At 71.6% G+C, this 12,901-nt stretch carries 5 protein-coding genes; 3 read left to right on the top strand and 2 right to left on the bottom strand.

Going from position 1 to position 12,901, the window contains the following annotated elements; all coding sequences use genetic code 11:
- Nucleotides 1–106: 106 nt before the first annotated feature.
- On the bottom strand, nucleotides 107–673 hold the full coding sequence (locus NP777_RS28565; protein WP_256653036.1) for a DJ-1/PfpI family protein: 567 nt from the start codon (nucleotides 671–673) through the stop codon (nucleotides 107–109).
- Between the two features lie 469 nt (nucleotides 674–1,142).
- Between NP777_RS28565 and NP777_RS28570 the strand changes: the two genes are divergently transcribed.
- The 3 genes from NP777_RS28570 to NP777_RS28580 all read left to right on the top strand — a co-directional run bounded on the left by NP777_RS28570 (nucleotide 1,143) and on the right by NP777_RS28580 (nucleotide 10,732).
- On the top strand, nucleotides 1,143–6,182 hold the full coding sequence (locus NP777_RS28570) for an NAD-glutamate dehydrogenase (RefSeq protein ID WP_256653037.1): 5,040 nt from the start codon (nucleotides 1,143–1,145) through the stop codon (nucleotides 6,180–6,182).
- A 177-nt stretch (nucleotides 6,183–6,359) separates the two neighbouring features.
- The gene (locus tag NP777_RS28575) at nucleotides 6,360–8,669 is read left to right on the top strand and encodes a bifunctional glycosyltransferase/CDP-glycerol:glycerophosphate glycerophosphotransferase (protein WP_256653038.1); all 2,310 of its coding nucleotides are present in this window, start codon (nucleotides 6,360–6,362) and stop codon (nucleotides 8,667–8,669) included.
- 53 nt (nucleotides 8,670–8,722) lie between these two features.
- On the top strand, nucleotides 8,723–10,732 hold the full coding sequence (locus NP777_RS28580; RefSeq protein WP_256653039.1) for a glycosyltransferase family 2 protein: 2,010 nt from the start codon (nucleotides 8,723–8,725) through the stop codon (nucleotides 10,730–10,732).
- Nucleotides 10,733–10,747: 15 nt separating this feature from the next.
- Here the strand turns inward: NP777_RS28580 and NP777_RS28585 are convergent, their stop codons facing one another.
- Nucleotides 10,748–12,763 carry a glycosyltransferase gene (locus NP777_RS28585; protein ID WP_256653040.1) on the bottom strand — a complete coding sequence of 672 codons (2,016 nt, stop codon included), beginning with the start codon at nucleotides 12,761–12,763 and terminating at the stop codon, nucleotides 10,748–10,750.
- Nucleotides 12,764–12,901: the final 138 nt, after the last annotated feature.

Here is a 12,901-nt window from a genome sequence, read left to right on the forward strand (position 1 = left end):
GGCCCCGACCCCGGGCCAAGCCCCCGGCCCCGGCCCCGGGCCAAGCCCCCGACCCCGGCCCCAGCCCCGGGGCTCAACCTCCGGGCCGCGCCCCTCCTACCACCGGTCACACCACCGGCGCCTTCGACCGCAGCGCCGCCAGGAACTCCCGCATCCACGCCGGATGGTCCGGCCACGCCCGCGACGAGATCAGCGTGCCGTCGACCACGACCTCCGCGTCCTGGTAGTCCGCCCCCGCCGCCTGCATGTCCGGCTCCAGCGCCGGATACGCGGTGACCCGCCGCCCGCTCAGGCCGCCCACGGCCGCCGTCAGCAGCGGGCCGTGGCAGATCTGCGCCACCGGCTTGTCCGCGTCGAAGAACGCCTTGCAGATCTTGCGCAGCTCGGGGTCGTTCCGCAGATACTCCGGGGCCCGGCCGCCCGGGATCACCAGGGCGAGGTACTGCCCGGGGTCCACCTCGGAAAAGGCCAGGTCGGCGGGGATCGTATAGCCCGGCTTCTCGGTGTAGGTGTCGAAGCCCTCCTCGAAGTCATGGACCACCAGGCGCAGCGTCTTGCGGCTCGGGGCCGCGATATGGACCTCGTACCCCTCCTCGCGCAGCCGCTGGTACGGGTAGAGCACCTCCAGCGATTCGGCCGCGTCGCCGGTCACCAGCAGGATCTTCGCAGCCATGCCACGCACCTCCAGGTCCACGCCTACCACCGTGCTTACCACCGTGCGGATCACGGTGCACCAGATCACGGTGCATCCGCGCCCGCGCTTTGCCAAGAGGGCATGAGCGGCGCATCATCGGCCCGTGCGCCCCTCCCGGTCGCTGTCCATTTCGTCAAACTTCAGGGCCCGGTTTTGTACACGAACGGCTCATGACGACCCCCTGGGGAGGAGCGATAGCCTTACTGCGTGATCAGCGCGATAGTCCGTGAGGGCAACGAGGCCCTCGCTCCGCGCCCGGCGCCCCACCAGGGCCGGGCCCGAGCCGCCGCTGACCCGTGGCGCGTGGGGTCTTGGTCACTTACGGCCGAGTACACCCCGGCCATTCCCCAATCCGGCATACCGTCGTTCACGACCGGATTTTTCGCGTCGCGGCGTCATGCCACCGCCATCGATGTCACGCAACGGCGCGCGACAGGAGCCAGAGGACATGCAGACCAAGCTGGACGAAGCCAAGGCCGAGTTGCTCGAACGGGCCGCCCGGGTCGCTGAGAACAGCCCTGCCGGGGGGCAACCGGTGCAGGGCCCAGGACCGGAGACTCTGACCGCATACCTCCAGCACTACTACCTGCACACGCCTCCCGAGGACCTCGCCGACCGTGACCCGGTTGATGTCTTCGGGGCGGCGCTCTCCCACTACCGGCTCGCCGAGGTGCGTCCGCAGGGCACGGCGAACGTCCGGGTGCACACCCCGACCGTCGAGGAGCACGGCTGGACCTGCAGCCACTCCGTGGTCGAGGTGGTCATGGACGACATGCCGTTCCTGGTCGACTCGGTCACCAATGAGCTCACCCGTCAGGGGCGCGGCATCCATGTCGTGATCCACCCGCAGGTGATCGTGCGCCGTGACATCACCGGCAAGCTGATCGAGCTGCTCGACATCTCCTCGGACGGCCCGGTCAGGAACAGGAAGAAGCTCCCGCATGACGCGGTCGTGGAGTCCTGGATCCATGTCGAGACCGACCGCGAGACCGACCGCGGCGATCTGAAGCAGATCACCGCCGATCTGCTGCGCGTCCTGTCCGATGTCCGCGAGGCCGTCGAGGACTGGGAGAAGATGCGCGACTCCGCGCTGCGCATCGCCGAGGGCCTGCCGGACGAGCCGAAGGCCGCCGAGGTCCGCGAGGAGGAGGTGGAGGAGGCCCGTGAGCTGCTGCGCTGGCTCGCGGATGACCACTTCACCTTCATCGGCTTCCGCGAGTACGAGCTGACGCAGGTCCCCACCGAGGCCGGTGGCGAGGAGGACGCGCTGACCGCGGTGCCCGGCACCGGCCTCGGCATCCTCCGCTCCGACCCGCAGCACAAGGACGCCGACGAGAGCGCCCACGCGGGCCCCGGCACCCCGGTGTCCCAGGCCTTCAACCGGCTTCCGGCCGACGCCCGCGCCAAGGCGCGCGAGCGCAAGCTGCTGGTGCTGACCAAGGCGAACAGCCGCGCGACCGTCCACCGCCCGTCGTACCTCGACTACATCGGCGTGAAGAAGTTCGATGCCGAGGGCAATGTGATCGGCGAGCGCCGCTTCCTGGGGCTGTTCTCGTCCGCCGCGTACACCGAGTCGGTGCGCCGGGTGCCGGTGATCCGCCGCAAGGTCGACGAGGTGCTCGAGGGCGCGGGCTTCGCGGCCAACAGCCACGACGGCCGGGACCTGCTGCAGATCCTGGAGACCTACCCGCGCGACGAGCTGTTCCAGACCCCGGTCGACCAGCTCCGCTCGATCGCCACCAGCGTGCTCTACCTCCAGGAGCGCCGCCGGCTGCGGATGTTCCTGCGCCAGGACGAGTACGGGCGCTACTACTCCGCGCTGGTCTACCTTCCGCGTGATCGTTTCACCACCGATGTGCGGCTGCGGCTGACCGACATCCTGCTGGAGGAGCTGAGCGGCCGCCCGCCGGTCGACTTCACCGCCCTGCACACCGAATCGGTGCTCTCGCGGCTGCACTTCGTGGTCCGCGTCCAGCCCGGCACCGAGCTGCCCGACCTCACCGACTCCGATGTGGAGCGGATCGAGGGCCGGCTGATCGAGGCCGCCCGCTCCTGGGCCGACGGCTTCACCGACGCGCTGGTCTCCGAGGTCGGCGAGGAGCGCGCCGCCGAGCTGCTCCGCCGCTACCAGCACGCCTTCCCCGAGGGCTACAAGGCGGACCACACCCCGCGCGGCGCCGTCGCCGACCTCCAGCACCTGGAGCGGCTGAAGGACGGCGGGAAGGACTTCGCGCTCAGCCTCTACGAGCCGGTGGGCGCGGCCCACGCCGAGCGCCGCTTCAAGATCTACCGGGCCGGGGCCCAGATCTCGCTGTCCGCGGTGCTCCCGGTGCTCAACACCCTCGGCGTCGAGGTGGTGGACGAGCGCCCGTACGAGCTGCGCTGCTCGGACAAGACCACCGCCTGGATCTACGACTTCGGGCTGCGGCTGCCGCTGCGCGAGGGCGAGGCCCTGGCCGACGACGCCCGTGAGCGGTTCCAGAACGCGTTCGCCGCGGTGTGGACCGGCCAGGCCGAGAGCGACGACTTCAACCAGCTGGTGCTGGGCGCGGGTCTCGACTGGCGGCAGGCGATGGTGCTGCGGGCCTACGCCAAGTACCTGCGGCAGGCCGGGTCCACCTTCAGCCAGTCGTACATGGAGGACACCCTCCGTAACAATGTGCACACCACCCGGCTGCTGGTCTCGCTCTTCGAGGCGCGGATGTCGCCGGAGCGGCAGCGGGCGGGCCTGGAGCTGACCGACGCCCTGCTGGAGGAGCTGGACGCGGCGCTGGACCAGGTGGCCTCGCTGGACGAGGACCGCATCCTGCGCTCCTTCCTCACCTTGATCAAGGCCACCCTGCGGACCAATCACTTCCAGAGCGCCAGCGATGGAAGCGGTAGGAGGGGCCAGAGCGCCAGCGATGGAAGCGACAAGAGGGGCCAGAAGGACGCCCACGACAGGCCGCACGACTACCTGTCGATCAAGCTGGACCCGCAGGCGGTGCCGGATCTGCCCGCGCCCCGCCCGGCGTACGAGATCTGGGTCTACTCGCCGCGGGTCGAGGGTGTGCATCTGCGGTTCGGCAAGGTCGCGCGCGGCGGTCTGCGCTGGTCCGACCGGCGTGAGGACTTCCGGACCGAGATCCTCGGCCTGGTCAAGGCGCAGATGGTGAAGAACACGGTCATCGTGCCGGTGGGCGCCAAGGGCGGCTTCGTCGGCAAGCGGCTGCCGGACCCGTCCGTGGACCGCGACGCCTGGATGGCCGAGGGCATCGCCTGCTACAAGACCTTCATCTCCGGTCTGCTCGACATCACCGACAACCTGGTCGCCGGGCAGGTCGAGCCGCCGAAGGACGTGGTCCGCCACGACGGGGACGACACCTATCTCGTCGTCGCCGCCGACAAGGGCACCGCGACCTTCTCCGACATCGCCAACGACGTGGCGCAGGCGTACGGCTTCTGGCTCGGGGACGCCTTCGCCTCCGGCGGCTCCGCCGGATACGACCACAAGGGCATGGGCATCACCGCCCGCGGCGCCTGGGAGTCGGTCAAGCGCCACTTCCGGGAGCTGGGCCATGACACCCAGAACGAGGACTTCACGGTCGTGGGCGTCGGCGACATGTCGGGTGACGTGTTCGGCAACGGGATGCTGCTGAGCGAGCACATCCGGCTGATCGCCGCCTTCGACCACCGGCACATCTTCCTGGACCCGAACCCGGACGCGGCCACCTCCTACGCCGAGCGCCGCCGCCTGTTCGAGCTGCCGCGCTCCTCGTGGGAGGACTACAACGCCGAGCTGCTGTCGGCGGGCGGCGGCATCCACCCCCGTACGGCCAAGGCCATCCCGATCACCCCGCAGGTGCGGGCCGCGCTCGGGATCGAGAAGCGGGTCGCCAAGATGACCCCGGCCGATCTGATGAAGACGATCCTCAAGGCCCCGGTGGACCTGCTGTGGAACGGCGGCATCGGCACCTACGTCAAGGCGTCCACCGAGTCGCACGGCGATGTGGGCGACAAGGCCAATGACGCGATCCGGGTGGACGGCCAGGATCTGCGGGTCAAGGTCGTCGGCGAGGGCGGCAACCTGGGCCTGACCCAGCTCGGCCGGATCGAGTTCGCCTCCAACGGCGGCCGGATCAACACCGACGCGATCGACAACAGCGCCGGTGTGGACACCTCCGACCACGAGGTGAACATCAAGATCCTGCTCAACGCCCTGGTCACCGAGGGCGACCTCACCCTCAAGCAGCGCAACAAGCTGCTCGCCGAGATGACCGACGAGGTCGGCGCGCTGGTGCTGCGCAACAACTACGCGCAGAACGTGGCGCTGGCCAACTCCGTCGTCCAGTCCTCCAGCCTGCTCCACGCCCACCAGCGGCTGATGCGCCGCCTGGGGCGCGAGGGGCGGCTGGACCGGGCACTGGAGTTCCTGCCCACCGACCGCCAGATCCGCGAGCGGCTCTCCGCCGGGCGCGGTCTGACCCAGCCCGAGCTGGCCGTGCTGCTGGCCTACGTCAAGATCACGGTGGCCGATGAGCTGATCACCACCGGGCTGCCCGACGACCCGTACCTCCAGCGGCTGCTGCACGCGTACTTCCCGCAGGCGCTGCGGCAGAAGTTCCCCGAGTACATCGACGGCCACGCCCTGCGGCGCGAGATCATCACCACGGTGCTGGTCAACGACACCGTCAACAGCGCCGGGTCGACCTTCCTGCACCGGATGCGGGAGGAGACCGGGGCCTCCACCGAGGAGGTCGTGCGCGCCCAGACCGCGGCCCGCGCGATCTTCGAGCTGAACCAGGTGTGGGACGAGGTCGAGGCGCTGGACACGGTCGTCGACGCCGACATCCAGACCCGGATGCGGCTGCACTCGCGGCGGCTGGTCGAGCGCGGCACCCGCTGGCTGCTGAACAACCGGCCGCAGCCGCTCGCGCTGGCCGAGACGATCGACTTCTTCAGCGAGCGGGTCGGCACGGTCCGGGCGCAGCTGCCCAAGCTGCTGCGCGGCTCCGACATCGAGTGGTACCAGCGGATCTACGACGACCTGACCGGGGCGCACGTCCCGGAGGACCTGGCCACCCGGGTGGCGGGCTTCTCCTCGGCCTTCCCGACGCTGGACATCGTGGCCATCGCGGACCGCACCGGCAAGGACCCGCTGGCGGTCGCCGAGGTCCACTACGACCTGGCCGACCGGCTGCGGATCAGCCAGCTGATGGACCGCATCATCGAACTGCCGCGCGCGGACCGGTGGCAGTCCATGGCCCGGGTCTCCATCCGTGAGGACCTGTACGCGGCCCAGGCCGCCCTGACCTCCGATGTGCTGTCGGTGGGCAACGGCGGCTCCACGCCCGAGCAGCGCTTCAAGGCGTGGGAGGAGAAGAACGCCGCGATCCTGCAGCGGGCCCGCACCACCCTCGATGAGATCCAGGCGTCGGAGACCTTCGACCTGGCCAACCTGTCGGTCGCGATGCGGACGATGCGGACGCTGCTGCGCACCCACAGCTGACGCCATCCGCGTACGGCTCAACGCGCCCCCGGTGGACTTCATGTCCGCTGGGGGCGTTTGTCACCCGCTTGGCCGCCCCTCCGTCGACCGGGCGGGCGTATCGGGACGAACCCACCTAGCGTGGGTGGTCAGTGAGTGCTTCGCGCCTCGAACCGCCACCGCGTCCCGAGGAGCCTTATGCCCCGCTTCACCATCGTCATCGCCGCCTATCGCGTCCAGGGCTATCTGAGCGCCTGCCTGGACTCCGTGCTGACGCAGTCGTACACCGATCTCGAGGTGGTCGCCGTGGACGACCGCTCACCGGACCACTGCGGCGCGATCATCGACGCGTACGCGGCGCGCGACAGCCGGGTCGTGCCCGTGCACCAGCGGGTCAACTCCGGCCCCGGCCGGGCCCGTAACGCCGGGGTGGAGCGGGCGAGCGGGGACTATCTGCTCTTCCTGGACGGCGATGACACCCTCGCCCCGGGCACCCTCCAGGGCCTCGCCGACCGGCTCGCGCTCACCCACGACCCGGAGATCCTCTACTTCAACCACGTCCGCACCTACTGGTCGGAGCGCCGGGCCCCCAGCCTCTTCGGGGAACTGCTGGCCTCGGCGGGCACCGACGTCTTCTCCGCCGTCGAACGCCCGGAATTCCTGCGGCTCTTCGCGATGTCGTCCAACCGCGTCTACCACCGGGATTTCTACATCCGGCACGGCTTCGCGTTCAGCGAGGGCATCTACGAGGACGCCCTGCTCTCGTACAAGACGATGCTCACCGCGCGGCGAATAGCCTGTGTGGACCTGGTGGGCCTGGAATACCGGCAGCGGCGGGTCGGGGCCAGTACGGGAAGCCCCGGCGAGAAACACTTCGTCATCTTCCAGCAGTACGCCCGGCTCTTCGACTTCCTCGACGACCGGCCGCAGCTGAATCCGCTGCGCCCGCTGCTCTTCGAGCGGGCCGTATCGCATTTCCTGTTCTGTCTGGACCGCACGTCCCGGGTGGCGTCGGCGGACCGGCCGCGCTTCTTCGCACGGGCCGCCGAGTGGTACCGCGCCCATCTCCCGGCCGGGTTCACCCCGCCGGTCGAGGGCCGTTGGCGTTTCGAGGCGCTGTCGTCCGGCTCGTTCCTCCGCTACCGGGAGCACGAACTGGCCGTACGGGCCGCCGCCGGGGCCCGCAAGCTGCGCCGGACCGTCCGGCCGCCGCTGGCGGCGCGTGCCAAGCGGGGCCTGTACCGGCTGCACCGGCAGCGGCCCGTCGACCCCCACCTGGCCGTCTACTCCGCGTACTGGGGCCGTGGGGTGCTGTGCAATCCGGGCGCGATCTACCACAAGGCGCGGGAACTGGCGCCGGAGGTCCACGGGGTGTGGGCGGTCAGGAAGTCGGAGATCGAGAACCTTCCGGAGGGCGTCGACTACGTCGTCACCGGCACCCGCGACTTCTATCGCACGGTGGCCCGCGCGAAATACCTCATCAACAATGTCAACTTCCCCAATGAGGTGGTGAAGCGGCCGGGCACGGTGCATCTGCAGACCTTCCACGGCACCCCGCTCAAATGCATGGGCCTGGATCAGCAGCGCTATCCCGCCGCCGCGGGCGGGATGAGCTTCGGCAATCTGCTCAAGCGCATCGACCGCTGGGACTTCGCCCTCTCCGCCAATCCGCACTCCAGCCAGATCTGGGAGCGGGTCTACCCCGCCGCGTACCGGCTGCTGGAATACGGATATCCGCGCAATGACGTCTTCTTCACCGCGACGGAGGAGGACATCCGGCGGATCCGTGAGGAGTTGGGCATCCCGGCCGGGAACACCGCCCTCCTCTACGCGCCCACCCTCCGCGACTACCAGAAGGGGTTCACCCCCCGGCTGGACCTGGAGCGGCTCAGCCGCGAACTCGGCCCGGAGACCACGCTGCTGGTGCGGGCCCACTACTCCTACCGGCCGGATGACGATCTGGCCCGGCTCCAGGAGGCCGGGCTGGTGATCGACGTCTCGCGTCACCGGTCGGTGGAGGAGCTGTGCCTGGCGGCCGACGCGCTGATCACCGACTACTCGTCGATGATGTTCGACTACGCCGTGCTGGACCGGCCCGTCGTGATCTACGCCGACGACTGGGACGTCTACCGCTCCTCCCGCGGCGTCTACTTCGACCTGCTGTCGGGGTCCCCCGGCGAGACCCCGGGGGCCGTCGCCCGCACCGAGCGGGAGCTGGCCGAGGTCTTCCGCGAGGGCCGCTGGCGCGACGCGGACGCGACCGCGCTGCGCACCGCCTTCCGGGCCCGCTTCTGCCGGTTCGACGACGGCCACGCGGCCGAGCGGGTGGTGCGGGCCCTGATGCTGGGCCAGGACCTCGCGCTCCCGCTCGCCCCCACGCCACAGCCGCAGCCGCGGCCCCTGGCGGACTGCGCGGACAGCGCGGACTGCGCGGACAGCGCGGGCAGCGTGGACAGCGCGGGCAGCGCCCCGGCGGGGCCGCGCGGCGGCGTTCTCACCGCCGAGTGACCCCGCCCCCGCCCCCGACCCACCCGTCGAGAGCCCGGAGTCAGGAGGCCGTCATGTCCGCTCTGTCCCGACCTCGTGTCAGTGTGATCATCCCCGCCTACAACGCCCTGCCGGAGCTGACCCGGGCCGTCACCTCCGCGATGGACCAGACTCTCGGCCAGGACCGGGTCGAGATCATCGCGGTGGACGACGGTTCGACCGACGGCACCGGCGAGGAGCTGGAGCGGCTCGCCCGCACCTGCGCCGCGCTCCACGTCATCCACCAGGAGAACTCCGGCTGCGCGGGCGTCCCCCGCAACACCGGCCTGGACCACGCCCGGGGCGACTTCGTCTTCTTCCTCGACTCCGACGACTATCTGGGCCCGGACGCGCTGCGCCGCATGGTCGCCATGGCCGACGCCCACGGCACCGACATCGTCCTCGGCAAGATCGCCTCGGTGGGCGGACGGGCCGTGCCCCGGGCCGTCTTCCAGCGCAATCAGCCCCGTACGGACATCTTCTCCTCCCACGCCTATCTGACCCTGGGCCCGTGGAAGCTGTTCCGCCGCTCCCTCATCGAGCGGCTGCGGCTGCGCTTCCCGCCCTACCGCAACTGCGAGGACAAGCCGTTCACCGCGGCCGCCTACCTCAACGCCTCCGGTATCTCGGTGGTCGCCGACTACGACTGCTACTACGTCCGCTACCGCGAGAACCGCACCAACCTCACCCTCACCGCCTCCGACCTCGCCCACCGCATGGACGGCACCCGGCTGTGCTTCGAGACCGTGGCCCGCTATCTGGAACCGGGCCCGCGCCGGGACCAGATCATGCGCCGCCATGTGGAGTGGGAGCTGTGCGGTCCGCTGCGCGCCCTGCTGCCCCGCGAGAGCGAACGGGACGCGCGGGAGACGTTCTTCCCGGAGTTCCGGCACTGGGCGAGCACCTGGGTGACCGACGCCCTTTTCCAGCGGCTCGGCGCCCCCGACCGGCTGCTGATCCATCTGCTGCGCGCCGACCGCTTCGACGATGTGCTGACCGTGGCCCGGAACGCCGGAGAGGACGAGCGGCGCGGCCATCTCGTCGACAAGGGCCGGGTCTACTGGCTGCACCCGTTCTTCCGCGACCACGCCGCCGCCGTCCCCGACATCTGCTTCGACGTGACCGACCGGCTGCCGGTCCAGCACCACCTGGAGGCGGCGAGCTGGCACGGCGGGGTGCTGCGGCTCGCCGGGCACGCGTACGTCGAGGACGTCGACTCCCTCGACCCGGCCACCGAGATCGTGCTGCGCAAGTACCGGGCCGACCGCCCCGAGGTCCGGCTGCCCACCACACCCTGCCTGTCCGCCCATCCGCTGCCGGGGGAGGGGCGGCGGTACGAGATGGCGGGCTTCACCGCCGAGATCGACCCGGCCACCGCGGACGGCGGCGCCCCGCTGGAGCGGGGGCTGTGGAACATCTACCTGGACGTCCGCGCCCAGGGCGTCAGCCGTACGGTGCGGTTCGGCAACCGCCGCGAGGGCGGTGAGGTCACCCATCCCACCCGGCGCCGCGTCACCACCTCCCAGGGCCCGGTGACGGTGGTGCCGTACTTCACCCCGTACGGCAATATCTCGCTCGACGTCGGCGAGGTGGCCCATCCCGTCGACCCGCCCTGCCAGGTGCTCCGGACCATCTGGCGCACCCGCAGCACGCTGCTGGTCGGCGGACGGCTGACCGAGGAGGCGGTGCGGGACGGCGGGGCGCTGCGGCTGCGCGCCGAGACCGGGACGGGCGCGGTGCACGAGGTGCCGGCGCGCGGTGAACAGGGCGGCTCGGTGAACGTCTTCACCGCCCGGCTGCCGATCGGGCGCCTGGGACCGGGCTGCTGGACGCTGACGCTGATCATGGAAGGACCCGGGGAGGACGCGCCGCGCCGCACCGCGATCGTGCCGTACTTCGACCGGCTGCCCGCCACCCGCTGGCTCCGCTTCGGCTGCCGTCCGTACTACGCCAAGCCGGTGGCCCTGGGCCCGACCCGGGCCCTGGGCCTGGAGGTGGCTCCGATCAAGGTCGTCACGGGGGTGCGGCGGCGGCTGGGACGGTGAGCCGCGCCGCCGGGCTCACTGGTTCAGCCCCAGCCGGTTGCGTACGGCGGCGAGCAGCCGGACCGGGGCCACCCGCAGCTCCAGGGTCACCTCGCCGCGCCCCATGAGCGGCTTGGCGTAGTACGGACGCCCGCGCCGCACCCAGCGGGCGCCGGGCAGCCGGGCGGGCGGTGGCACGGGCGCGGCGGGCGCGGTGCGCCCCGGGGCCTGGCCGTCGTCGCCGGGGGCGACGACGGCCAGCGTCACCGTCCACCGGCCGCGGCCCAGGTCCCGCACCGGCAGCCGGGCGGTGAAGGCGCCCGCCGGATGCCCCGCGGCGAACCGCACCGGCTGGTCGAAGATCCGTCCGTCGGTGTGCTCGGCGCGCAGCCGCAGCAGCCGCCCGCGCGCCGGGGTGCCGGGCGGCAGCAGCCGTCCGGCGACGACGAGGGTGCCCTTGTCCGACGGGTGCCACACGGCCTCCGTCACCTCACAGGGCGCCCCGCGCGGGGCCGGGCCGATGTCGAGGGAGAGATTGCGGTACGGGCTGGTGAAGTACGGCGTGACCCGGGCGCGCAGCCCCGGCCCGGCGGCCACCACCCGGCGCGCGGTGCCGATGTCGAGCAGGTCGTCGTGGTGGTTGCCGAACCGCACCGTACGGCTGATGCCCTGGGCGCGGACGTCGAGGAAGACGTCCCAGACCCCGGGCCGCAGCGGGGTGCCGCCGTCGGCGGTGGCGATGTCCACGTCCGCCTCGAACCGCGCGGGGTCGTCCTCGGCCGTGGCCTCCACCGGGATCCGCACCTCGTCCCACGCCTCGCGGCGGCGCAGCACCAGCTCGGCGCGGTCCTCCTCGGGGTCGGCCGCCAGCCCGTCGATGGCCGCCCGGCCGCGCACCCGCAGGGTGCTGCGGCCGTGCCAGCCGGCGCCCGCGAGGTGGTGCCGGACCGGCAGCCGGTCGGTGACGTCGAAGCAGGCGTCGGGGACCTCGGCGTCGGGGTCGCGGAAGAAGGGGTGCAGCCAGTAGACGCTGCCCTTCTCCACCAGGTGGCCGCACCGGGCGTCCCGCTTGGCGGTGCGCACGACGGACAGCAGATCCTCGAAGCGGCCGGTGCGCAGCAGATGGACCATCAGCCGCTCGGGCGCGGTGAGGGTGCGGAAGAGCGCGTCGGAGCAGTGGGCCAGCGCCCAGCGGCGCAGCTCGGGCAGGAACCGCTCGCGGACCTCGGTCTCGTCCTCGTGCGGCAGTGCGCGCAGGGCCGGGCACAGCTCGCGCCGGATGTGGTGGCGCATCACCGCGTCGCGGCGGGTGCCGGTCCGGGTGTGCCGGGCGGCGGTCTCGAACAGCGGGCGCATGGCCTCGACGCGCTCGGCGAGACCGGGGGCGGCGCGGCCCGGGTTCGGGCCCAGGTGGTAGCAGTCGTAGTCGGCGACGACGGAGATCCCGGAGGCGTTGAGATAGGCGGCCGCGGTGAAGGGCTTGCCCTCGCCGTGGCGGAGGTGGGCCGGGAAGCGCAGCCGCAGCCGCTCGATCAGGGAGCGGCGGAAGAGCTTGCAGGGTTCCAGGCTGGCGTAGGCGTGGGAGCTGTGGATGTCGGTGCGGAGCTGGTTGTGGCGGAAGACCGCCTTGGGGACGCCGCGCCCGTCCGGGGAGACCATCTTGCCCAGGACCACGTCGGTGCCGTTCTGGTCGGCCATCGCGACCATGCGGCGCAGCGCGTCGGGCGCCAGCCGGGCGTCGGCGTCCAGGAAGAAGACGAAGTCGCCGGTGGCGCGGGCAAGTCCGGTGTTGCGGGGGCCGCCGGCGCCGCCGCGGCAGGGGTGGGGGTCGCGGACCACATGGAGCGAGGGGCACCCGGCGGCGAGCCGGTCCAGCTCCTCCGCGGTGCCGTCGGCCGATCCGTCGTCGACGGCGATGATGTCGAGGCGGCTGAGCCCGAGGGTCTGCTCCATGGCGGAGGTGACGGCCCGGGTGATTCCGGGCATGGCGTCACGGGCGGGGACGATCACGCTGACACGGGGAGGCGGGCCGGGGCGGTGATTGCGCGGCATGCTGGCTCCGGAGAGTGTGCGGGGGGCTCAGGAGGCGTGAGAGAGGGGGGCTCCTGGGGGCGGGGCCTGGGGTGGAAGCTCATGGTGAGGGCCTGGGGTGAGGTCCGGGTGTGGGAAGTGCTGCTACCGGGTGACGTA

This window comes from Streptomyces rugosispiralis (assembly GCF_024505145.1).
Classification (GTDB): Bacteria; Actinomycetota; Actinomycetes; order Streptomycetales; family Streptomycetaceae; genus Streptomyces; species Streptomyces rugosispiralis.

Excerpts from the sequence above, each read along its gene's own strand:
- NP777_RS28565 (WP_256653036.1), bottom strand. The coding sequence starts at position 673 with ATGGCTGCGAAGATCCTGCTGGTGACCGGCGACGCGGCCGAATCGCTG.
- NP777_RS28570 (WP_256653037.1), top strand. The coding sequence starts at position 1,143 with ATGCAGACCAAGCTGGACGAAGCCAAGGCCGAGTTGCTCGAACGGGCC.
- NP777_RS28575 (WP_256653038.1), top strand. The coding sequence starts at position 6,360 with ATGCCCCGCTTCACCATCGTCATCGCCGCCTATCGCGTCCAGGGCTAT.
- NP777_RS28580 (WP_256653039.1), top strand. The coding sequence starts at position 8,723 with ATGTCCGCTCTGTCCCGACCTCGTGTCAGTGTGATCATCCCCGCCTAC.
- NP777_RS28585 (WP_256653040.1), bottom strand. The coding sequence starts at position 12,763 with ATGCCGCGCAATCACCGCCCCGGCCCGCCTCCCCGTGTCAGCGTGATC.